This window comes from Tepidicaulis marinus, from assembly GCF_000739695.1.
GTDB classification, from domain to species: Bacteria; Pseudomonadota; Alphaproteobacteria; order Parvibaculales; family Parvibaculaceae; genus Tepidicaulis; species Tepidicaulis marinus.
The window spans coordinates 12315-33591 of record NZ_BBIO01000023.1 but is presented as its reverse complement, the minus strand read 5'-3'; the positions used below and the strand labels follow the sequence as shown (position 1 = coordinate 33591).

At 58.0% G+C, this 21277-nt stretch carries 22 protein-coding genes; 14 read left to right on the top strand and 8 right to left on the bottom strand.

Annotation, left to right across the window (positions count from 1 at the left end; all coding sequences use genetic code 11):
• The 3 genes from M2A_RS15810 to M2A_RS18075 all read right to left on the bottom strand — a co-directional run.
• Positions 1-304 (bottom strand): hypothetical protein (locus M2A_RS15810; protein ID WP_156101799.1); only part of this gene is annotated, 304 nt, incomplete at its 3' end.
• 117 nt (positions 305-421) lie between these two features.
• Positions 422-694 carry a hypothetical protein gene (locus M2A_RS15805; RefSeq protein WP_045449502.1) on the bottom strand — a complete coding sequence of 91 codons (273 nt, stop codon included), beginning with the start codon at positions 692-694 and terminating at the stop codon, positions 422-424.
• Positions 691-1239: a hypothetical protein gene (locus M2A_RS18075; RefSeq protein WP_156101798.1), complete on the bottom strand. Its 549-nt coding sequence runs from the start codon at positions 1237-1239 to the stop codon at positions 691-693. Before M2A_RS18075 ends, M2A_RS15805 begins: the two co-directional genes overlap by 4 nt.
• Between M2A_RS18075 and M2A_RS15795 the strand changes: the two genes are divergently transcribed.
• From M2A_RS15795 to M2A_RS15735, 14 genes are read left to right on the top strand one after another with little or no spacing between them, the layout of a single operon-like run.
• Positions 1124-1450 (top strand): TrbC/VirB2 family protein, encoded by a 327-nt coding sequence (locus tag M2A_RS15795; protein ID WP_369384827.1) that lies wholly within the window; start codon positions 1124-1126, stop codon positions 1448-1450. The genes M2A_RS18075 and M2A_RS15795 overlap by 116 nt on opposite strands.
• A 13-nt stretch (positions 1451-1463) precedes the next feature.
• Complete coding sequence (locus tag M2A_RS15790) at positions 1464-1754, top strand: hypothetical protein (protein WP_045449499.1); 291 nt, start codon at positions 1464-1466, stop codon at positions 1752-1754.
• Between the two features lie 2 nt (positions 1755-1756).
• Positions 1757-4150 (top strand): VirB4 family type IV secretion/conjugal transfer ATPase, encoded by a 2394-nt coding sequence (locus M2A_RS15785; protein WP_045449498.1) that lies wholly within the window; start codon positions 1757-1759, stop codon positions 4148-4150.
• Entirely contained in the window at positions 4117-4953 is an 837-nt protein-coding gene (locus M2A_RS15780; protein ID WP_156101796.1) for a hypothetical protein, read from the top strand. The genes M2A_RS15785 and M2A_RS15780 overlap by 34 nt, the downstream gene beginning before the upstream one ends.
• A gap of 32 nt (positions 4954-4985) precedes the next feature.
• Positions 4986-5972 carry a type IV secretion system protein gene (locus M2A_RS15775; protein WP_045449494.1) on the top strand — a complete coding sequence of 329 codons (987 nt, stop codon included), beginning with the start codon at positions 4986-4988 and terminating at the stop codon, positions 5970-5972.
• Positions 5973-5992: 20 nt separating this feature from the next.
• Positions 5993-6157 carry a hypothetical protein gene (locus M2A_RS18070; RefSeq protein ID WP_156101795.1) on the top strand — a complete coding sequence of 55 codons (165 nt, stop codon included), beginning with the start codon at positions 5993-5995 and terminating at the stop codon, positions 6155-6157.
• Positions 6145-6834 carry a VirB8 family type IV secretion system protein gene (locus M2A_RS15770; protein WP_045449492.1) on the top strand — a complete coding sequence of 230 codons (690 nt, stop codon included), beginning with the start codon at positions 6145-6147 and terminating at the stop codon, positions 6832-6834. The genes M2A_RS18070 and M2A_RS15770 overlap by 13 nt, the downstream gene beginning before the upstream one ends.
• Positions 6824-7852 carry a TrbG/VirB9 family P-type conjugative transfer protein gene (locus tag M2A_RS15765; protein WP_197052971.1) on the top strand — a complete coding sequence of 343 codons (1029 nt, stop codon included), beginning with the start codon at positions 6824-6826 and terminating at the stop codon, positions 7850-7852. The genes M2A_RS15770 and M2A_RS15765 overlap by 11 nt, the downstream gene beginning before the upstream one ends.
• Positions 7852-9186, top strand: coding sequence for a TrbI/VirB10 family protein (locus tag M2A_RS15760; RefSeq protein WP_081875695.1), 1335 nt, complete (start codon positions 7852-7854; stop codon positions 9184-9186). The genes M2A_RS15765 and M2A_RS15760 overlap by 1 nt, the downstream gene beginning before the upstream one ends.
• Positions 9187-9191: 5 nt before the next feature.
• On the top strand, positions 9192-11330 hold the full coding sequence (locus M2A_RS15755) for a hypothetical protein (protein WP_045449484.1): 2139 nt from the start codon (positions 9192-9194) through the stop codon (positions 11328-11330).
• 8 nt (positions 11331-11338) lie between these two features.
• Positions 11339-12265, top strand: coding sequence for an ATPase, T2SS/T4P/T4SS family (locus M2A_RS17630; RefSeq protein WP_052379559.1), 927 nt, complete (start codon positions 11339-11341; stop codon positions 12263-12265).
• Positions 12255-13940, top strand: a complete 1686-nt coding sequence (locus M2A_RS15745; protein WP_045449482.1) for a type IV secretory system conjugative DNA transfer family protein — start codon at positions 12255-12257, stop codon at positions 13938-13940. Before M2A_RS17630 ends, M2A_RS15745 begins: the two co-directional genes overlap by 11 nt.
• A gap of 53 nt (positions 13941-13993) precedes the next feature.
• Entirely contained in the window at positions 13994-14431 is a 438-nt protein-coding gene (locus tag M2A_RS15740) for a lytic transglycosylase domain-containing protein (protein WP_197052970.1), read from the top strand.
• 24 nt (positions 14432-14455) lie between these two features.
• A complete protein-coding gene (locus tag M2A_RS15735) occupies positions 14456-14911 on the top strand; it encodes a hypothetical protein (RefSeq protein WP_045449475.1) in 456 nt (151 codons plus the stop codon).
• A 20-nt stretch (positions 14912-14931) separates the two neighbouring features.
• Here the strand turns inward: M2A_RS15735 and M2A_RS15730 are convergent, their stop codons facing one another.
• The 5 genes from M2A_RS15730 to M2A_RS15705 form a co-directional block, all read right to left on the bottom strand.
• Positions 14932-16698 carry a relaxase/mobilization nuclease domain-containing protein gene (locus M2A_RS15730; RefSeq protein ID WP_045449473.1) on the bottom strand — a complete coding sequence of 589 codons (1767 nt, stop codon included), beginning with the start codon at positions 16696-16698 and terminating at the stop codon, positions 14932-14934.
• A complete protein-coding gene (locus M2A_RS15725; RefSeq protein ID WP_197052969.1) occupies positions 16698-17177 on the bottom strand; it encodes a hypothetical protein in 480 nt (159 codons plus the stop codon). Before M2A_RS15725 ends, M2A_RS15730 begins: the two co-directional genes overlap by 1 nt.
• Positions 17178-18096: 919 nt before the next feature.
• A complete protein-coding gene (locus tag M2A_RS15715) occupies positions 18097-18426 on the bottom strand; it encodes a DUF736 domain-containing protein (RefSeq protein ID WP_045449465.1) in 330 nt (109 codons plus the stop codon).
• An 817-nt stretch (positions 18427-19243) separates the two neighbouring features.
• A complete protein-coding gene (locus M2A_RS15710; protein WP_052379558.1) occupies positions 19244-19753 on the bottom strand; it encodes a thermonuclease family protein in 510 nt (169 codons plus the stop codon).
• Positions 19750-20838, bottom strand: coding sequence for a hypothetical protein (locus M2A_RS15705; RefSeq protein WP_156101792.1), 1089 nt, complete (start codon positions 20836-20838; stop codon positions 19750-19752). Before M2A_RS15705 ends, M2A_RS15710 begins: the two co-directional genes overlap by 4 nt.
• Between the last annotated feature and the right edge of the window lie 439 nt (positions 20839-21277).

Here is a 21277-nt window from a genome sequence, read left to right as displayed (position 1 = left end):
GACCGCGCGACGCAACATGCCGGCCGCGCGCGGCAAGCTGGAAAGCCTTCTGCGCCATGGGCAAATCCGCTTCGCTGTACCAGCCCCCTTCCTGGAAGACGATTTCCGGTAAAGCAGCAACGGCATCGGCACCGATATGGAAAGTCGCTTCGCTTTCCCCGACACGTTTTCCGACCCACATTGCCATGATGAGCGGATTTGCATTTGTACGGAAATGCGAAATGTGAGGGGCGAAGCTGTCTTTGGCGCGCAAGCGATACCATTCAGCAAAGCACATGCGGGAATTGGGGCTGAGCAAATTCACGGCGGGCCTCATTGGCATGGTGTTACGTAACTCCCTCACTTTCACATGACCAGAGTCCGCTTGGAAGGGAGAAATTGGCCGTAGGGCTTTTTTTCTCCGTTTGCGTCCCAATTTGAATCACTCGGCTGCCTCTTTGAGCAGGGCTCCAGAGCATTCCATGGTTTTGAACAGCTCAAGCTCCACCAGCACCCTTATAAGATCGGGCTTCGCATTGCGGCCAATCAGCGGGCGAGTTGCGCGGCTGTAGAGCGTGGCAATGGATTGCGCGAGCTGGACACAAGTTTCGTCTGTGGACGGGTCATCGCCCGATCCTGCCAAAACGAATGTCGAGCCCAGGAATAATCCGCAAACAACACCAAGCACGGCTGCGATGTGGCCCTGTCTGGTCATGCTGCATTCCTTTGCTTTTCCCGCTTCCAGAGCGCGAATAGCGCGAAAGCGATAATGTCGTTGTGGGTGAGGTCGGTCGTGAGTGCCAGGGAGTCGAAATCCTCTTTGGCCTCCGGCCCGACATAGACGCGCGTTTTAAAAAGCCTCAGCTGCGCGTATTTGGCGGGATAAACCTCATGTCGCTCCGGCAGGAAGGAAGACCGCGCGAGCAGCGCGAGCGCGTCATGCACACGGGCCTTGAAGGGCAGGAGGTTTTCCGTGAGACGGACATGGAAAACCTGGCGGCAAGGTCCGTCATCCCCTTCAATTCTGCCGATTTCGTTTGTCATTTCTTCACCTCGCTTTTTCTCCCCTTGTTTGTTTCTTACGTAACTCCCTTTCTGTTTGTATTTCGTAAACAGTTTTGCGCGAAAGTGCTGCAGTTTCGTAATGACAGCATCTTGGAGGCAAACGATGCGAAGAAACCTTCTTTTGGGGCTGGTGGTCTGCGGTGTCGCTGCAGCGTTATGGGTTGAGCCCAGCTTGGCCCAGTCTGCGGATGACATTGCTTCGCCGCTCGTTAGCAAGACCGACGAATTCATCCAGGTGATGCTCAAGTGGGGGCAGCGGATTGCCTTGCTATTCGCAGTCTTCGCCTTGGTGCTCTCGATGACTGGCCGGATCGCCTGGCATTGGTTCGGCGGGATTGCCATGGGCACCATCGGTTTGTTTTTGGCCGAGCCGATTATCGGCTGGCTCGCCGCTGGCGGCAGCTAAGGGGTTCAGGATCATGGCAGCCCCCGTACTTCGAGCCGTCGCAAAGCCTCTCACGATGCTGGGTCTCACAATCTACATGTGGGGCATTGTGATGACGGTCGGGGTGCTGGCCTACCTCATTACAGGGGAACAAGCATTGCTGGGCGGCATTGCCGTCGCCATCGGCTACGTGTTCGCCCATCGGTATCTCCAGAAAGAACCTCACTTCGACACAATCGTAATCGGCGGTTGGAAGCTGGGTCACTTCCAACTCCGCCGCCGAAAAACGTTCTGGCCGGTAAGCGGCCAGATGTATGAGGGATAAGAATGAGCGGGCCAGAATTCGCAAGCTTGTTCGATGCCGGCGTTCACGCCAAGAACGCAGGCATGGGGACCGTCCTTGCCTTCGCCGGAGCGGGGGCCGCAACGGCTGGGGCGGTCGCCCTTGCGACAGTGGAAAGCCTGCGCGACACGGTGTTTGGGAAAACGCCGGAGAATTCCTATTCCGATTTCATCCCCTTTTTGCGCGTTCTGCCGGATGACAAGACGGTAGAATGCAAAGACGGGTCGCATTTCCGGGTCTTCGCGGTCACAGGCATTGCCGGTGACGGGTTGACGGCTGATGAGGTCCAGGCGTTCTGGGCCAGGCGGAAGTCGTTTCTTGATGCACTGAACCCGGAACCCGTCTTTGTCCGCTTCGTCACGATGCGGCGGCACTTCCGGGCGAACCTGGGAAGCGAGGCGACCGGAAGCATCGCGGCAGAGATCAGCTCGAAATGGGCGAAGCAGTTCGAGCGGTCCTTTGCCAACCTCCATTTCATCGTAGTGAGCGTAAGCGGCTATGACGCGAAGCGGCGCGAAGCCCTCGACAATGTTGAGCGTTTGGTGCGGGACCGGCTGAGCGAGTGGAGCCCGGCCGTGCAGCACAGCGGCACGCGGGCACATGAGCTTGAGCGGTTTCTTTACGGCGTCGTGAACGGGCGAATGGCGGGTGACTTTCACCCGTCAGAGGCCGAGCTGGCGCAGCAGGTCGTGGATTGCAGCGCAATCATCGACCGGAGCGGGGCTATACGCCTGGAAACGCCGTTCAGCGCGCGGCATCAAGCGATGATCGGCATTCGGGGCTGGCCGGAAGCCACAAGTTCAAGCGTCGTGAGCGGCCTTATGGCCGCAGACGCGGAACTGTCTGTGGTGCAGATCGTAAAACCGATCCCATCAACGAAGGCGCAAGGCGAACTTGCCTTCCGGTTGCGCCAGACGCGGGCAATGTTCGGAGGGCGGTTCGCCGCCGAGGAGCTTGAGGAAGCCGCCGACAGGGTAGGGGGCGGGCAATCAACGCTTCTGGATCATCAGCTAATGGTGATTGTCGAGGGAAACTCGGAAGAAGAAGTTCAGCGCGGCTGCGGGCAGGTCATGCGCGTGCTCGGCAATCACAACATCAATGCCAAGGTTGAGACGGCCTCAGCCGAACGGATGTGGTGGACGCGGGTGCCCGGCCTCGATGTGCTGCATCGTCCGTTCCGGCTCGATGCGGAGAACGTGGCCGATCTTTGGGTAATGGAAAGCCAGGCTGACGGGATCGGCTCTTGCGATTGGGGCGAGGGATATGTGCGGTTAATGCCGACTTCGCAGGGGTCGGCATACCGCTTCAATTTTCATCGCGGGGCCGGTGAGCAGGAGCTTGGGCATTTCCTGGTATTCGGCGGCACGGGGGCCGGTAAATCGACTCTCATGGCGTTCTGGATTCTGGGCGCGCTTGAGGCGTTCCCCGATCTGAAAGCCTTTCTATTCGACCGAAACGAAGGCTTTCGTGCGTATTGCCAGGTGCACGGGTTCGAATATGTCGATCCGGCCTTGGATTTGAGCTTGAATCCGTTCCATCTGGAGCCGTCCCAGGCAAACTTGGCCTTCCTCACGAACTGGCTAACGCTTCTCGCGGGAACCGAGGGGACCGAAAGCCAAAAGCATATTGAGCAGGCCGTTGGGATGCTCATGCAAGTACCGACAGCGGGCCGGAGCTTGAAGGCATCCTTCGAAGAGCTGTTTCCAGCCGGGTCTGAGGTAAAAGACGGGCTGCGCACCTGGGCGGAGGGCAGCAACGCTTATCTGTTCAATGGAGCGGAAGACAGCTTGTCCTTCGACGGCAAGCGCCTGGTTGCCTTCGACATGACAGATATTTTGGATTCGGGCGACCGGGCCGCCGCGATGATTTCATATATCGCCTACCGCATCCGGCGCTCGGATACACCACACCTCATCATGGTCGATGAGGCAGCGCCAATGCTCGAAAACAAGCGGTTCGCGTCCGAGCTGCTAGTGATTTTGCGTGAAGCGCGAAAGAAACAGGGCGTGCTCGGGCTGGCATTCCAGGACCCGGGCGCGTTGACCGCCAGCGGTCACGCGAAAGCGTTCCTGCAGAATACATCCAAGCGGATTTTCTTCCGAAATACTCAGGCGCAAAAAGCCGATTTCGAAGAATTCGATCTGACGGATTCCGAATGGCAGTTCATCAAAGGCACCAGCGATGTTGCGGCAGCGTACCCCCGTGCGGTGCTCATCAAAAGTGACACGGGAAGCGTCATCTTGAACGCTGACCTGTCATCTCTCGGCAATCTTTTGCGGTCTCTGACGGGGGGCTCCCAAGCCTCACGGGCGGTTGCCGCAGCACAGCGGAAAGGCGGAGAAAAATGGCTCGATATGTTCTTAAACGACAGGATTTGACGGTCGGGAAGGGCTGGCGCCGTGCGGCTCTGGTCGCTGGCATCGTGGCCGGCGTGATGGGCGGAAGCTATCAGGCATATTCGGCCATGATCGTTCACGATCCCACGTCTTTCGTCACGCTCGTACAGCAGCTCACCGCCCTCTCCGATCAAGTGGAGAAAATGCAAGAGCAGGTGAACGAGGCCAAAAAGCTGAACGGCTTGATGGGCTCGGAAGGGCTCATTGCGCTGCGCGCGGTCGGCGGCCTAGCCGAACAGGTCGGCCGGGTCGCGAACAGTCTTACCGTTGATCTTGAGAACATTGAATTGCCGGGCGGCGAGAATATGACGGATGTGATCGTCAATGCCGGGCAGGCGAAAGAGTTCATTTCTGAGGCTTTATACAGTGTCGAGGCCCTGGATGTTCGGGCCGGTGACATTGCAGATGAGCTGCGCGCCAGCAACGGCATGAGCCGTGAAGAAATGATTGCCGACCGTGACCGGGCCCGAGAAGCGAGGTTCCGGCTGTCTGCAACGCTCACGGATTCGGCCCTCGCAAACGGGCTCGCCAGCAAGGGCGATGCACGGTCCAGTGCAGAGCTGTTCAGTAGCCTTTCTTCGACGGCATCGAGCGCAAATACGTTGCGCGCCCAGATAGCTGCGCAGAATGAGATACAGCTGGCGGTTCTGGCCGAGCTAGTCCGCCTCAATGGGCTGATGGCGGACAAGGTGGCCATGGATGCGGCACGGAATATCGAAAGCGCACCGTCGCTCAAGTTGTTCGCCAAGGAATCCCGAGACCTTCGAGAATTGGGCGATAGATGAGTACCGGAGCGGTTAGCTGCATTGCGTGTGGGATGTTCGAAACGCTCGACACGCTAAGCCTGAGTTTTGCGCGTGAAGCCTTTGACGCCACGAGCGGCACGGTCGCCTTGTGGCTCAACGGTTTCATGATCGCGTATCTCATTTTTTTCAGCATTCAGCTCATCACGAAAGGGCAAGGGAGCCCTTACGAAGTAGGCTCCAAGCTGGCTCTCTTCGTCGTGGCAGGGCTGTTCCTCAACACGGGTGCTCTCTGGATGGAATGGATCGTGTTTCCAGCCAGGGACAGTGTTACCGGTGTTGCCGTAAAGATCGCGGCACTATCCGGAGAGGTGAGCGCCAGCGGGTTTCCTGAGCTTATTGATGCGGTCGAAAAGGAAGTGTTCGTTGTTCTGAAAATTGCGCGCATTGCCATAAATGGCGCTGGCATTGTCGGGCAATTCTCGGCGTCATTCGGGTCTCTTTTTCTCATCATCCCGTTTCTTTTCGCATGGTTCCTTTTCGTCGGTTTTCTGCTCGAAGCGATTTTCAAGTTTATGGCAATTACCGCCATCGGCCCATTTGTGGTGGGTGCGTTGCTGTTCAATGCGACGAAGGGGTTTGCGCGGGATTCCATGCGCATTTTCTTTTCAGGGATCACCGGCATCTTGTTCATGGCAGTCGCGATGGGCTTCACCATTGCCGTCATCAAGGAATATGTGGGCGTTCTTCCAAACCCACCCACATATGAGGAAGTGGAACGCTTCTTTTGGAGCGGCGACTACTTCGCCATGGTCCTCATCGGCTGCCTTTCCGTTCTCTTTCACATCATTGCCCGCCAAATGGCCACATCCGTTGCTGGTGTGCTCGATTCTCAAATCGCATCTCAAGCCCTGCTCGGTGCCGGCGGTTTTGCGGCAGCGAAGGCGCTTTCGGGTGCCAAAGCCGCAGGACGCAAGGGCGGCGAGGGACTTCGCGCAGGCGCGCGGGCGGGGGCGGACCTTGCCCGCCGCAAGATCGGGTGGGGCGGGCCGAACCCGTAAAACTTCTTGGAGGTAGATCAATGAAGGGGCTGATTACAACGATGCTGATGGCCTTTCTGGTGGCCGGGTGCGAGCACCTGGATGACCGGCAGGGCATCGGCTCCGATACGAACGAGCTGAAAAAATCAGATTGCGCCTGCGATCTGATTTATGACGCGGATGGGCTCGATCAATGGACGAGCTGAGCCACAATCCGCGCATCGTCCAAAACGGACAGGGCTACAGAATGGCGGTTTATACAAACCGCCTTTTGGCCCTGGTGACTGGCGTGCTGGCGGCAATCATCGTCGTCATGGCGTTGGCGCTCTATGGGCTTCTTCCCCTGAAATCGACTGAGGTCTTTCTTGTCCGTGCGGACGGGCGAAGTGACGTTGTGTGGACGGTAGAGCCGATCTCCCCAAGGGCATCAGCTTTCGATTTGGCGGTTGAAAGTGCTCTGAGACGGTACGTGATCGCGCGGGAGCGCATTGATCTTGTGACCGAAGCCGAACGGTGGGGAAGCGTCGAATACATGAGTTCGCCGCAAGTCTGGAAAGACTTCTGGGGCTTCATGGTCAAACCGCCAAACGGGGACAGCCCTTACGATGTGATGAAGGAGCGCGGCCTTACGCGGGATATTTCTGTTGAGCGTGTCGATGTGATCGAGCGCGGTCGCCGCTACCAAGTGACCTTCTCAAGAATGGACCGGCGGTTAGACCGTCTGGAAAAAAGCGAAACCTGGGTGGCGAGCATGACCGTCTCGTTTCATCCCCAGAAAGTAACCGATGAGCACAAGCTGACGAACCCGTTCGGGCTGTTTGTAGATGTCTACAGCCTGGCGCGTGACGAGCGGGCGGACAAGGAGGCGGAAAGTGAACGGTAAATTATGGATCGTGGGGGCGCTTGCGGCCCTGACAATGGGCTCGTGTCCTGCCCTCGCTCTGGATGATGAATGGGCAGCAGAAGCATTGCCGGGTGCAAACGGCTTCGAGCCGCCGCGCATCGAGGGCGCAAAGAACGCCTCCAAGATTGAAGTCTTGGACCAGGTTCAAGAGGCATTTGACGACGCGCCGCCGGAAGCCGGAATAAGGCGTTTCGCCTATTCCGAGCACCTGATGATGAAGATCAATGTGCGCCGGCACATGGTGACGCGCGTAAAGCTGCCTGGGGAAATCAAAGAGGCCGCCGTAGGTGATGCTGCGCTGTTCGGAATGCGTCATGAGAACGGCAACAGCTACCTTGATATTTGGCCGCAAGTCGCCGGGGTGGATAGCAATTTAATCGTTATGGATGAGTTCGGGCGTGTGTTCACGTTCTATGTCCGCGCGCTCCCTGTCGACTCTCCCACGGTTCCCGATATGGCCGTGCTCGTCTTCGACACAGGCATTGCGCCGCTTCCCCCGAAACAGGTTGAGGATAGGGAAGCGGAAGAGCGCAAGCGGGAAGCGGTGAGCGATGCCGGGGGCATTGTAAAGGGAAGCTTCGAAGGGCGGGGCAGCACCGGGGAACTGAACCCGGATTTCCTCGAAGGCATTCCCTTTGATGCGTCAAAGGTGAGCTTCGACTACCGGATGTATGGCGACAGGAGCATTGCGCCCGACACCGTTTTTACTGATGGGGTCTGGACGTTCCTATACTGGAAACCGGAGCGTTTCGACCAAGTGGACTTGCCCGTTCCCTTCAAGATTATCGACGAAATAGATACGCCGGCCAATTTCCGGATGGGCAAAACCGTCATGGCCATTGAGTCCATCGGGCGGCTGACGTTGAAAAACGGCCAGCGGGTCGTTTGCATCGAGCCGACCGAGCCTTTCGCTATCGAGCGGGAAACAGGCGGGCAGCTCGTCGGAACCGAAAAGCCTGACGAGCCGCGCGCGCCTGCGCAGGCTGAGGGGGCATAATGGCGGTCAATCCGAAAATCGTTGGGGCAGCTGTAGCAGGCGTAGCCGTTACGGCGATCCTCGGATTGGTGGCAGTTCGGCAGCTTGCGAGCGGGCCGTCTGAGCCGTCGAGTCCGGCGGTACGGCAGCCGCCGCCATTACCGCCAGGCTATTTCGACCTGGGCGATCCTCCGAAAGCAGATCCTCCGCGTATCGTGCTTGATAAGCAGCTCGCGTTGCCTCCCATCGATCTCGGCCAGGGCCAAACGGAAGGCGAGGGGGTCTTGCGCATCCGTAACGAGGGACCGGGCGCATCCGAGCTAAGCAAGGTGGAGCTGCACGGCACAGAAGGGTTCGCCATGACCGATTTGTGCCCCTCGGTCCTTGAGGAAGGCGGGGAGTGCGAAATCGTCGTGACGTTCAGCGGGATCGATGCCGGCACAAGCCGGGGCTCGTTAGAGCTGCAGTTTGACGGCAGGCCGAAGACGGTTCGGCTTCGCGCTGACGTGCTCGCACCCTATACCCCGCCGCCTGCGCCGCCGCCCGCGCCGCCCGAACCAGACAAAACCTACCTGTCGTGGGCCGAATGGCGCGCGCAGGTTTTGGCGGGTAGAGCCAATGGCGGGCCTGGTTTCGTCCGTGAGGGTGTGCTGGAGCAGCGAAATATTTCGCTGCCCGAAACTGACCCCGATAGATACGAGCTGACGGATGACGATTATGGGGCGCTGCGTGAGGATGAATCGACCTTGCCGGTCGATAGGACGCGGCGCATCACTCAAGACAAGATAATCTGGGCGGTGCTTAGGACGCCGATTAATACCCAAATCGGCGGCTGGGTCCTGGCAACGGTTGATGAACACGTTTTCGGCGGGGATGGCCGTCTCAAGCTGCTTCCGAAGGGTACGCAGCTGATCGGCGAGTATAAGCCGCTTGAGCAAACCGGGGATAGCCGCCTTGAAGTAAAATGGACCCGGCTTCTCCGCCCGGATGGAGCGTCAATTTCATTTGAAGGTTTGGGCGGGGATGCGATGGGCCGGAACGGGCTCATCGGCGATCTCGATAACCGGACCTGGGAGAAGTACGGAACGGCCTTCATTACCACGCTGCTGAGCGCGGCAATTGTTGCGGCCTCATCCTCCGCTCAGGACGAGAATATATCCCAAGCCTCCGATCAGTTTAGCCAGAACCTCGGGCAAGTGACCGCCCAGGTGCTGGAAAAGCAGATCGACCTTGCGCCGGTTGTGAGCATCGCAGCTGGTGAGCGGATTCTTATCAAACCCCTCTACGACATTGCCATTACCGAGCCGCGCATTCTTGCGGCTCGATCTGCCCAGGCGGGCGCAAAGAAGGAGTAAGTCACATGCGTATGCTCAAGGCTATTTTCTTTGCAGGAATGCTGATTTTTCCCCTCGGGGCGACAGCTCAGGAAGCGCCAAAGCTTCCGGGTTCGGTACAAGATTATTCGACTGAGACCGTGGACAATGGTGAGGTGCGGCTTGCCGATAATCTTCCGGTGGAAGGTCCGGCGCGGGCGACTTCCTTCTTCCAGGATATTGCGGATGGCGTCGGCGGCCAGGCGATGAAGCGGGTCCGCATGATTGGCACCGCTCAGCCCAACCGGACAGGGCAGGGCGGGGCATGGTCTGTGGAGTGGACCGCGCTCATGGTGGAGGGTGCGGACCTTCCGCCTGAACGCCTGCGGTTCCCGCTTTCGACGCAATTCGACCCCAATGCTAACGAAGTGCAGAAGGGGTATCCGGTGCCTGTCGCCGGTAAGTTTCCCGAAGCGATTGAAGACGCAATGGCGATGCTTGAAAAGCTGCCCAAGCCGGAAGAAGACGATGAAGGGGAAGACGGCGAAGACGGACAAGACGGCGATAGCCTTGGCGGTTCCGGCAAAACAGGCGAAGGCGGAAACGACCAGCTTGCTAATTTTCAACCGCCGGAGGTCGTCAAGGAACCCGAACAGCAGACTTCTGTGACAGAGACGTTTGAGGGGTGCGAACCCCGCGTTTCTGAAACGGAGGGTGTCGCCATTGTCCAAGGCCGCTTGATCACGCTGGTTGACGGAGTTGAAAGCGAACGCAGCGAGTGCTCCGACACGAGCCAGCGCCTACCCCTTAAGACCACACGGGAAGGCTGCTCTGTCGCCGTCGCGAGGGAAGAGGGAAGGGCCTATCAAGAAGCGCGGAAATATTACACCTGGCAGGGCAACAATACCTTCGTGACGGACTGCGAGCGGTATGTGGATGTGACGGGTGAATATCTTTTTTACCAGCTTGTGGAAGAAAAGAACGCGTGCCCGATCCTCACGAGCTTGGAGCAGCTAAGCGCGACCGTGCAGGCCGAAACGGTCTATTATGATGATCGGGAACGCCGGACTGTTGTTGCTCCCTGCCTGCCGACCGAAGAAACCTTCCCGGTGACATTCACCACGGACGGTTGCTCGATCCGGCATGATTTCGATGATGACCTTTCGACGCAGCAGCACCGGGCGATCTATACCGACGACGAGGGTGTAGAGCGCAATGTGGCCGGCTGCGTGGATTCGCCCACGACTTATGCGATGCAAATGGATTATGGCGTCTGTGAAGACGCTTACAATGCGGAGCAGGGTGTGGTGATCCGCCAGGGCAGGAAATTCATTACTGTAAACGGGTCGCCGCAGCACATTTCTGGCTGCTTGCCAGGAGTTGAGCTCGGCGTCACCAAGACGCGGATGGGCTGCGAAGGGCAGTTTGACCACGATTTGGCGGCGGGCCTCAGCTACATTCACCATCGCTTTTTCTACGAGCCTGATGGGGTCCGTTCCTATCTCACTTCGTGCGAACGCACGGGTGAGACGGCAGGTCATAATCTGGAACAGGTCGGCTGGGAGAACGACGATGCCGCGCGCTCGGCCTTGCCGGTCGCGCAGACCTATATTGACGGCCCGGAAGGGCGGGTCAATGTCGGAAGCCCTGCCGTGAATGAGAACGAATCTCCGGTGCCCTACGTGTTTGTCCGCAATGCCGATGTGCTCAACGGCCAGGAAGAATACGTGGGCTGCAACGTCTATAAGCTGACTGACAGGTCATCCATCTATCGGCGGCCTGATGGTTCCGAAGCCATTTATGCAAACGGGGCAGGGGCGAGCCAAGGACCTACCAACGGGTGCACTTATTCAAGCGAGAACCGGACGATTTATGCATATACGCAATGGGACTCTGAAGACAGCCGTCAACGTGGTTATTATTTTGGGGCCGGATGCTCATCACACCCCAATAGTTGTCCATACAATCAGTTCTGGGACTATCTGCCGTCTTCGCGCCAAGTGACCGGCCTCAGCTCCTACAGTGCGTGTATAACGCTCTCATATGCGCTGAGAATGACTCATTTCGACCGCAATCAGAGCCGACAGGTCACACAGCTGCCGGATGGGAGCAAGCAGTATGGAGCCTGGACAAATCAGGGATCACCGTTCGTCCGGGCAACGTATTTTTGCCCCGTTGTGCAATAGAGCCAAGTATGACCGGCGTTGTTTCTGCATATCTCGGGAAGATTCAGAAATACCTGAATCAGTCCGATGTTGAGGAAATCGTTGCCTGTCGGCCAGGTGAAATCATGCTCTACAAGCGGGGGGCAACGTCCCCCCGTCTTGTGGATGATAAAGCCCTGACGGAAGCCTATTGGCGCGATTTGGCATCGGCTCTTGCAAACCGGGAAAGGCGGCCCTTCGGTGATCTTTATCCGCATCTCTCAGTGATGCTGGATGGGGGACACCGCGCCGCCTTTTCAATAGGGCCAGCCGTTCAAGAACGGGTGGCCGTTGCCATTCGTCTTTTCCGGCCGGTTTCTATCGAATATTCAGATTTCGGAATGGATGCAACGCTCGCAAGCCGCGTTCAGGACGCGGTTCGCTGTGGCAGCAACATTCTGATTTCTGGCGGTACATCGAGCGGCAAGACAACGCTTCTGCGCCGCATGACGAAGGATATTCCAATCCATGAACGGTTGATCACAGTTGAGGATGTGCGCGAGCTGATCGACATGCCGCACAAAAACCTCACGCAGTATTCGGTTTTTGAAGGCTATGACGATGAAGGAGGCGGGGACTACGCCAGCGTCATGGATATTGCGATGCGGATGCGTCCTGACCGAATTATTACTGGCGAGCTTCGCATTGATAATTCCTGGTCGGTCGTTCGCCTTTTGAATACCGGGCACCGCGGATTCATGGCGACGCTTCACGCTGATGATCCGCGCGCAGCAATGCACGCAATCAAGACAATGATCGGCATGGCGAACCGCCCCAATGACTCCGTCATCGAATTTCTAGAAAGCCAGATCGACATAATCCTGCAGGTTGGGCGCTCCCATGAAACCGGCGAGCGGCGGGTGCTGGAAGTCCTCGATCTTGCAGAAAAACGTGAGGAAAAACGCAATGCAGCGTGAGGAACAGAAAGCCCAGGGCTGGATGATTGCATTTGTATCCGCCGGAACGGTCCTTTCAGGCGCATCGGCGTGGCTTCTCACAGGCTTCAATGGACTTCGACAAGACCATTGGGCATGGGTGGGTGAACTGACCTGGTTCACCATCCGAACAGGCAACTGGACATGGGAATCACAAGCGATGCTGGCGAGTTTCGCTTTGATACCGCTGAGCGTCTTTGCCGCCTTCCTATGGTCCCCATACTCATTCTCTAACACCCGCTACGGCATCGCCCGCTGGGCGAAGCGGGGCGATTTCGGGCGAATGGGGATCACGGCCAGAAAGGGCCTGCTGCTCGGCCGGGCCAGCGGCAAGAAACTCATCGCGGATGTGCGCAAGGAAACCCGAAGCGAAATCACGGCCGGGCCGGCCGGGTCCGGCAAGACAATTGGGCGGGTGGTGCCCGTGATTCTGAGCTATCCCGGCAGCCTCGTCATTGCGGACCCCAAAAACGAGCTATGGGAGATGACGGCTGGCTGGCGAAAGAAGCTGGGCCCCGTCTACCGGGTGGATTGGCGAGCCGAAGGCGCGAAATTCAATCCGATTGCAAGGGCGGCCCTTCCAAAGGATCAAGCCTCTTTGGAAATCCGGATCGACAATATCGCGGCCACCCTCATTCCGCGACGTGAGAACAGCGCCAACCCGTATTTCGATGACGCGCCGCGCGCCTTCATGTCGAGTGTCTTGCTCTATTTGATCGGCAAGGCGGAGAAAGAGGGGCGTGATGCGTGTATGGGTGACGTGCTCACCTGGGCCGCGTCAGGCCCGGCAGAGGGCGAGACGATTTCGGTCGGCGGTGAAGAGATCGAGGTGACAGACCCCGTGGGCGCGCTGCTTATTCTCTCGGCCCATGACGCCGAAGATTTAGGGCTGCCGCGCAGGGTCCAGGAAGGCTTCATGGAGATGGCGCGCATGAACTTCAAGGAACGCGCGAGCCATTTCGCTAGCCTCACAACCGCACTGAGCATGTTTAAAAACAGCTCGGTGAGAGAGGCTACAAGCGATTGTTCCTTTCAGGCCGATGATCTGAGAAATGGAAAACCCGCAACCATCTACGTCTCGATGAGGCCCGATGAAGCAGCCGCTCTATCGCCTATCACGGGGCTGCTGGTAAACACCCTGGCCGACAATCTCATGTCGGCCAAACCAGAGAGCAAGGCGAACTCGGTGCTGTTTCTCATCGAAGAGATGGCGCAGCTGCCGAAGTCGGACACGATCAAGCGCATTTTCGAGTTTGGCCGCAGCATGAGGGTCCATTGTATGGCCGTTCTGCAGGATTTCAGTCAGCTCCGCGAGAAATACGGGGCAGACGGTCTTGAGACCTTCATCAACACGGCCTCCTATTTGACGGTGTTCTCGCAGAACAGCCCGGAAACGCGGGACAAGATTTCAAGAATGATCGGCGAGCAAACGCGCAAGCGCAAATCGAACTCGATGCAGCGCGGCCTTACTCTGAAAGGAAGCGTGTCATCGAGCTGGGAGGCCATAGCTCTGATGAAGCCCAACGAAATCGGCGCGATCCCATCGGGCAAGAACATTCTTCTAGTGCAGAATCATCACCATAAGCCGGTATGGTGCGACACGGTATTGGCTTATCGAGATCGAACGTTGCGCAAACGTCTGAGCTTGCCGGCATGATGTGGGGCAGGGTCAAAAGGAACCTCGCGGCTCTGCTCTCAGTATGGGCCGTTATGGGTATCGGCGTTGCATGCGCCGATCCCAGGTTGCCTATGTGCTTTTTCGAGGCAAGCGAGCGATACCAGATAGCGCCTGAGCTTCTGGTGGCAATCGGCCTCGCAGAAAGCCGCCTCAAAATGAGCGCCCGGAACGGAAACGCGAATGGCTCTAGAGACATTTGCGCGATGCAGGTCAATTCGTGGTGGCTGGGCAAGCTGGAGGAATATGGGATTACCGAGGCGCACCTGGCACACGATCCCTGTTCCTGCGTCAACTCCGGCGCATGGATTCTGGCCCAGGAAATCCATCGTCACGGCCCCACTTGGCGGGCTGTCGGGTTCTACAACTCGACACGGCCGGAAATTCAGAAACGATATGCCGCGCGCGTAAAAACGGCTTTGCCGGAAGCCTCAAAACTGGTGGAAGAATGGAAAACACGGCATTATGAATAAGTCAGTTTAGTTTCGGAGGCATGGATGCAGCATCGGTTTTGGATTATCGGCGTCGTTATGGCTATGGCCCTGTCGGCTTGCGGAGACAGCTCGGAAGAAGCCGGAAAGGGCGCATTGAGCTCGGATAAGGTGATGCTCAAGGTGGCAGAGAACGGCGAGCAGATCGCCCTCGCAGAGAACTGGTATCAGGATTGCGATTTTGATGAAGCGCGGCGCGACGAATTGACGAACTGGGTGAAGTTCAGTGAGAAGGACGGGGTGTTGCACATTCGATCCAAAACAGGTTTTGGAGTGCGAAACTACAGCGTGAAAAACATCGAGCGCCTGGAAGAGAACCTGCTAGAGCTGGACGTTACCGGGACGTACAAAAATGCACCTGTTCGAATCAAGCTTGAGGATGACGGGAGAAGCATACAGGTCGGCCCGAAGGACGATCTGGGTGATGGCTTCCTTTTCCTGAGGGTCCACCAATGTGAATAGACGGCGCTTACCGGGAGAACTCACCTCTCCCGATCCTTGTCGTTCGGGCGATCCTGGGCCAAACGGGCCTGGATCGCCCTATTTGCATCCGGTGTTCTGGAAGCTTGTTCCGCCTCATGACGGAGGGCGGCGCGGGCGGCGGCAACCATCCGGTTAAGATCGGGCGTATCATCCGGCAAGCCTATGGCGCGGGCCTCTATCTGAGCGGCATAGCTCGCCGCTCTTGGATCGCGCCCCCATTCCTCCCGAACACGCTCGGCAAGCCCAAGCAGATGCGCGGAGGCTGCGTTGTGTCGCAACTGCAGCCTCTCGGCGGCGCGGGTTGCAAGATTGTTCTGGCGCTGCTCGGTTGCCTCCGCTGCTTGGACCTGGGCAATCTGCTTTTCCGTAGCGGAGAGTGTGTTGAAAGCGGGCAGGGCTTCTTTGACCGCTTCGAACCATGCCGGCGCCGGGTTCAGCTCGCGCCTGGTCAGGTCGGGCGCTTCCCACCCCGCTTTCAAATCGCCGAAGGCCAGGGGCCGCCTGTTCAGCGCCCAAACAGCCATTTTCGGGTTCTCCTGGTACATCGCCGCAAAAGAGCGAAGCGCTTTTTCCGGGGCGCGGTAGAGCCCAATCGCCTTCTTCGCCAGGTGATCCGCGCCTTCCGGCGGAAGGTCTTTCAAGAAAGAGGACAGAGGCGCGGCAACCGGCTCTTGCGGCTGGGAACGGGCAGCGAGGCCAAGACGTTCAGCCAATCTGCGTGCAGCAGATCCTCGCTGAGCGGGTGACTGTGGAGAGGGCCCGGCCGTCCCTTTTTGCAGCGGATCGAAAGCCACCCTTTTTTCGTATTCCAAGCCAAATGAGGCGTGCCAGCCGGGAGCTTTCCGGGCGAAGGTTCCCAGCTGATACTTGCCCTCCTGCAAGGCTTGCTGGCGCTGAAACCAGGAGGCATCTCCCCGCTGAATTGTCTGGTGAATGGCCTTGTCGATCGGGCTTTGGGTCAGCTCGGGAACACGGTCGCGGCGTTCAGTTGCGATAACATCGATGCCAACGCGCCGAAGCGACTGCGCAAATTCCTGCCGCAAAGCTTGGGTTTGGGACCGCTGCAGGTGAAGTTGCCTGCCGGTCGTCCTGCTTTTCGCCTGGATGATGAAATGAAAGTGAAGGTGCCCCTTATCCCGATGCGGGAACATGAGGAAATCATGCCCGGCATCCGTGAAAACGGACCGGGCAGCAGAGGAAAGGGCAAAGCCAGCGGCGGCAGCGTCGGGCTGGCTGGAACTAAGAGGTGATCTATCGGGGAGGTTCAGGGACGGCGGCAGGCTCACGACCGAATGAAGAAACTGCCTGCTCTGCAGGCGGTCCTTTTCGGGCACCTGAAGCCAGTATGAGGAAGGCTTGTCCTGAAACTCGGGCTTGAGGTTCTGAGCATCGGGGAGCAAGCCCCATTCCTCCTTCACCCTGAGATGCGCTTGCACCCCATTGATCATGTTGGGGTCGTTCGGATCGGTGACGTTAAATGCCCCATCTCGGGACAGGTATTCGATCAAGCGGAAGGCGTGGCCGATGGACTTTCCCCAGGAAATGTTTTTCAAGACCAGTTCCCGGCTCTGCCCAGGAACGGAGGTCGTTGAAATTTCGCCGGCCGCCGTCATGGCCCGTACCCGGAAATGGCGCGCGAAGCTCGCAGCTTCCCGGTCCTTGACGTAGCGTCCGCGCCTATAGTCATCCCACCAGGAGCGGGTGGCCGAATGTGCCTCCGGGTGGACTTCGGTCCATGATCCGCGCAAATGCCGCAGGTCTGCCATCAGCGCTTCAGCTCCTCGATGATCTTGCCGACCTGTTCGGCCTGCTCGGCAAAGACGCTCATCATCATCTGGAAATCGCGGAGCGGAATTCGCTCCACGGTTTCATCGCCAAAGCGGTCAAAATAGAGGTCGCGGCAGAACTGGTTGAGAAGGCGGCCCGCTGCACGCAGTTGAAAAGCCACCTCTAACAACACGGGCTCGATGGACGCCGAATGTCCCTCTTTGGCGTCCATATGAGCATCGAGGGCGCGGCGGATCACTTCCGACATGGAGACGTTCCGTCCAGCGCGCTGGCTCTCATCTGCCGCGTAGTCTTTGAGCGCCTTCGCAAACTCAGCATCACAAACGAACTGAACGGGCTTCGGCTTGGCCATGCGCCGCCGCGGCCCCGGACGGGTGGAAACATCATCGCTCGAACCAGGCGCGCTAGCAGAGGGATTGGAGCGGCGCGAAGCGGGCATCTCTATGTAATTCTTCATGAAGAATTGCGTATCCTGCCAGTCAAACAGCAGACTTGAGTTTCCGACACAATCGATAATAGCGGCTTAAAAAACGTCGGAAAACTGCGAAAGTTTGCTGTTTCTCGAATGATTATCCGACAACGGATGATCATTCGCAGGTGCGGCACTTGTTGAAAACAAGTGCGGCACCCCTGAAAAAGTGGTGCGGCACTATGCAAAGCATGGTGCGGCACCCCCCGTTGTGCCGCGCGCCAGGCTGCGCATGGGGTGCGGCACTCACTATCCTGCCTCTGAAACGAAAAAAGGCGCGTTGCCCTGGGGGCACGCGCCTTCGTTCCAACATCGAATAAAAAATATCGGCGTGCCTGCGGCACACTTTGTTTTTTTTGGACCCGAGGGGATGACTCACCACGTCCGCACGGGGCGGAAGGGGAGAGGTTCCATAAAATTGTCTATGTTTCCTCTTTGTGAAAGCGGTCCTGTATCTCGGTCAGGCGCTTATAGTGCGTGCGCCAGTTCTTCCCAATGTGGTGTTCAAAGTATTCTTCGAGTGCAGTTTGAACCAGCACGGACGAGGAGGGGGCGTGGTCGCCCGCCGCCAGGAATTGCATCATGGCTCGCACGTCTGCATCGAGGACGAGGGAGACGCGGACGGGGTCCTTAAATCTCTTGGGTCTCGGCATGTTTCTCTCGCTTACACGCGAAGGTAGGCAACGCGCGATGAAATTCGCTTAGCACCATACGTACCTATGATGCCGATAAACACGGTATGCTGACTATTTATTAGTGCTGCATTTTTACACATTTGCAAGGTGAGTAACTATTTGACACCATCATATTGTCAACGGGAAAAACCGTGCATTTTAGCGAAATTGCGTGAAACTGCCTTACCGATGGGTAAGAGGGCGGCTTCACCAAAAGCCGCCCTCGGGTCGGTTTAGTCGTTGCCTTCGCTTTCATCGCCCTGGCGCTTCGGCCGAGTGAAAACGAGATTGAACGTTTCGTTTTCATGGGTGCTCTCGAACAGGGCGCAGCTGAGCGGATGCGGAAACGCAGGGTCATCCAGCCGGACCGAGTAGAACGTTTTGTCGTCGGACTTCTTGAGCCATGCCGCGCCGACTTCGGAAGGTGCCGCACCTTCAATAAAGACCGAGAAGGCAGCGCCGCGTTCGTTGGGACGGAAGACAAGCGGCGCATTCATCGTGAGGGTCACGAGCTGGCCGCGAAGGTTGCCGTTTTCATCTTTTTTGAGCTGCGCGATAATCATGGTCGTTCTCCTGAATTTTTAGCGGACACCGTGTCCGCCGTTCGTGGAAATCGACCGGGACGGCTATCGACGGGGTTGCACCCGAAGGGCGGGAGCGAAGCGGACGATTCAGAGTGCCTAGAATTTTGGCGCGCGAGGAATGCCCGCAGGGCAGGGGAAAATTCTTGGCGCGCCGGATTGCTACCCCGGCGATGGCTGGCCAGATTTTCCACGTAAAGAACGGCGGTCACGGTGCTTGAGCTTTCGGGAGAATGTGCCTGGGGCGCAGCAGGCAAATGACGTGCGGCTAGCGGCCTTCTTAAAACCCCGATTGATGATCAGTCATGGCTCCCAAGGAACGCGGCAACCCCCGCTCACATCGAAGGGGCGGGGCAGTCCTGCCGGCGCGAGGCATCAAGAAAGGCGCGCGCTTCGTGCTAATCGGTCCGGCTGGATGGGCTGGAAGGTACGGCTTGATTTGTTGCCCCGGTTGAGTGCTCACAGCGGAAAGAAAAGTGCCGCAGATAGGTTCAATTGGCCGGAGCGCTTTAAAGGAGCTGAAAGCGGCAAGTGATAAGAATAAGCCGACCCGAGGGGGTGACGGCTCCATAGTCCGCACACCTTCTAAAGCCCTCCGGGGCTTTGGCGGCGGCCTCGACAGAGGTCGCCGCTTTTCATTCAAACGTGCCGCCAGGCGCAACAGGTCTTCATTCCCCGACAAAATTCATCGCTGCTCCGGCAGCGATCCCTTTTTCTCGCGCGGCCTCAATTCCCATTTATCGGTTCTGTCGCGCGTCAACGCGTCCAGCATTGGTTAGCCAATGCTGGTTAGTCGTTTCTACCGAGAAGACCGCCGAAAATCGGCGGGCCGCTGGCACCGGAGCTGCCGCAAGCCATGCCCCCGTGCGGAAGCGATGGCATCGAGAGGCAGATAGATCGCCGCCAGGCGGTCGTAATCGGTGGTGGCAAAAGCCATGCCCTCCAAGACCATGCGGGCGTTTACCGATAGCCAGTCGCCGTTTGCCCAGCAAATGGCGACCTGGCGCCCATATCGATCCTTTTCGATTGGGCGGCACGAAAGCGGCCTGCCCGCGATCATCTGAGCAAGGTGTGCGGTTGAGGCCGCCCCTGCGCGGTACGCGCGGCCGGCGTCATCCGCGCATTGTTGAATGCGCTCCGGCGCATCGATCCCCCAAAACCGTACACGGTTGGGCCCGAGCTCAACCGTGTCGCCGTCGATCACCCGTGCCCGCTCGCCGGGCAGGGGCGGCGATAGAGGAAAGACGGCGGCATAAGCGAGCGAAGCGAGCGCGGCCGCCGCCGCCAGAATCACACGGCGCGGGATCATGCGGCCTCCAAAATTTTCTGAACGGACACATCCGGGCGGCATTCATCAGGCTGGCAGCGCAGAATGCCGATGAGATACGCGGTTTCGTTGCGGATCGGTTTTTCGTCGCGGGTTTCTTTCTTCAATGCCGCTTCGAGCACGGCCAGATAGGCACGCGGGCCGTGCAGCCGAATTCGGGATTTCCAATATCCCTCGGCAATATCGGGGTGTCTCGATCTCAGCAGATCCTCCACGGCTTCGGTCCAATGGCCGCCGCTTCGAGGAATTTTCAAAATCTCCAATGCGGCGATGGCCATACGCGTTGAAATCTGCGGATCGAGGTACGGCGCTGCGCCCCCTCGCTTAAACTGCCAAGCATTTCGCGGCGCGGGAGCGCCGCGCTCATGGCGGGGCGAAGTCCCCGCCTTGAAGTCGTCGCGCCGATTAGGCGCGTCGGCCCTTTTCCTACTTTCTGCAGGGGCAGCAGGGGTACTGTTGGCATTTGCAGGGGGGGATGTAGGTAGAGAAGATAAATCTTCTCTGGATACGCTGCATGGTTTTGCAGGATTAGCGGGCATGGATTGCGGGCGGGCGTCTTCCTGGCCGCTCTCGCGCGCAAAGCGCGCTTTTAAACGCGCCACAAGGCGCTGCAGTTGGCCCTCGATGATGCGATAGACATTCGGTGCGTTGCGGTAGGCTTTGATTCGAACATGCTCGCGCTCGATGAGCTTCAAATCCTCCGCGACACTGAGCATCAAGCGCACTGACCGCTCCGACACTTTGGCGACGGCGGCAATGGCTGCAACCGGCACCTGGCATTCAAAATCACCATCCTTCGAGTCCCTGGCGATCAGATAGATGAGGCCTTCAAGGGCGCTCGCGCGCGCGTCTGTCAGGTGCATGGAGGCACTGATTGGCAGCTTGTGGCGGAAGGAGCGCCATTCCTGGACATGCTCTCTACGCCTGGTTTGTGCCGCCATGCGGCGGTTTTTCGTGCTGTCAGCTCTGATTTCGTCTTCGCGCCGGGACAATTCATCGAATGAAATCAATCCCTTAGCGTATTCATTGTATAGGCGCGAAAGCGCCCGGTCCAGTTGGTCCGTCACCGCATCTTTCTCCGCAAATGCCCGGAGAGCGGCAGCGATTAGGCAAAGCAATCCCGTGGCGCGAAACGCGCTTTTTTCTTGACTGCTTTTCTGGGGGTTCCTAAGATCGACTCAGATTTCAGATTGGTTTCGATCTTTAGGAGCCCCCGGTTTGTGGTTGCCGCCGCACCGGGGCTTTTCTATTTCGGGCCCTTTGTTCGGTTGCCGCCGAACTGGCCCATGGCCTCAAATTCTCAACTCCTTGTGGATTCGCGCAGAATCGGCGCAAAGTATGGTAAATACTCTAGGCGCGGCTGAGTCGCGTCAAGTTATTGCTGTAAATTTGCCTCCGCTCAACTTTCGTAACTGTTAATATGCGAAAGTCATGGAGTTATAGCGCGTAACTGAGGCGGTGTGAATCCCGCAAAAGCCCCCCCAAGAACGCCAGAAATTTCCCATA

Bases quoted from the DNA above. Each gene is read 5' to 3' on its own strand.
- M2A_RS15805 (WP_045449502.1), bottom strand. From the start codon at position 694: ATGACCAGACAGGGCCACATCGCAGCCGTGCTTGGTGTTGTTTGCGGA.
- M2A_RS15795 (WP_369384827.1), top strand. From the start codon at position 1,124: ATGACAGCATCTTGGAGGCAAACGATGCGAAGAAACCTTCTTTTGGGG.
- M2A_RS18075 (WP_156101798.1), bottom strand. From the start codon at position 1,239: ATGTCATCCGCAGACTGGGCCAAGCTGGGCTCAACCCATAACGCTGCA.
- M2A_RS15790 (WP_045449499.1), top strand. From the start codon at position 1,464: ATGGCAGCCCCCGTACTTCGAGCCGTCGCAAAGCCTCTCACGATGCTG.
- M2A_RS15785 (WP_045449498.1), top strand. From the start codon at position 1,757: ATGAGCGGGCCAGAATTCGCAAGCTTGTTCGATGCCGGCGTTCACGCC.
- M2A_RS15780 (WP_156101796.1), top strand. From the start codon at position 4,117: ATGGCTCGATATGTTCTTAAACGACAGGATTTGACGGTCGGGAAGGGC.
- M2A_RS15775 (WP_045449494.1), top strand. From the start codon at position 4,986: ATGTTCGAAACGCTCGACACGCTAAGCCTGAGTTTTGCGCGTGAAGCC.
- M2A_RS18070 (WP_156101795.1), top strand. From the start codon at position 5,993: ATGAAGGGGCTGATTACAACGATGCTGATGGCCTTTCTGGTGGCCGGG.
- M2A_RS15770 (WP_045449492.1), top strand. From the start codon at position 6,145: ATGGACGAGCTGAGCCACAATCCGCGCATCGTCCAAAACGGACAGGGC.
- M2A_RS15760 (WP_081875695.1), top strand. From the start codon at position 7,852: ATGGCGGTCAATCCGAAAATCGTTGGGGCAGCTGTAGCAGGCGTAGCC.
- M2A_RS15755 (WP_045449484.1), top strand. From the start codon at position 9,192: ATGCGTATGCTCAAGGCTATTTTCTTTGCAGGAATGCTGATTTTTCCC.
- M2A_RS17630 (WP_052379559.1), top strand. From the start codon at position 11,339: ATGACCGGCGTTGTTTCTGCATATCTCGGGAAGATTCAGAAATACCTG.
- M2A_RS15745 (WP_045449482.1), top strand. From the start codon at position 12,255: ATGCAGCGTGAGGAACAGAAAGCCCAGGGCTGGATGATTGCATTTGTA.
- M2A_RS15740 (WP_197052970.1), top strand. From the start codon at position 13,994: ATGGGTATCGGCGTTGCATGCGCCGATCCCAGGTTGCCTATGTGCTTT.
- M2A_RS15735 (WP_045449475.1), top strand. From the start codon at position 14,456: ATGCAGCATCGGTTTTGGATTATCGGCGTCGTTATGGCTATGGCCCTG.
- M2A_RS15730 (WP_045449473.1), bottom strand. From the start codon at position 16,698: ATGGCAGACCTGCGGCATTTGCGCGGATCATGGACCGAAGTCCACCCG.
- M2A_RS15725 (WP_197052969.1), bottom strand. From the start codon at position 17,177: ATGAAGAATTACATAGAGATGCCCGCTTCGCGCCGCTCCAATCCCTCT.
- M2A_RS15715 (WP_045449465.1), bottom strand. From the start codon at position 18,426: ATGATTATCGCGCAGCTCAAAAAAGATGAAAACGGCAACCTTCGCGGC.
- M2A_RS15710 (WP_052379558.1), bottom strand. From the start codon at position 19,753: ATGATCCCGCGCCGTGTGATTCTGGCGGCGGCGGCCGCGCTCGCTTCG.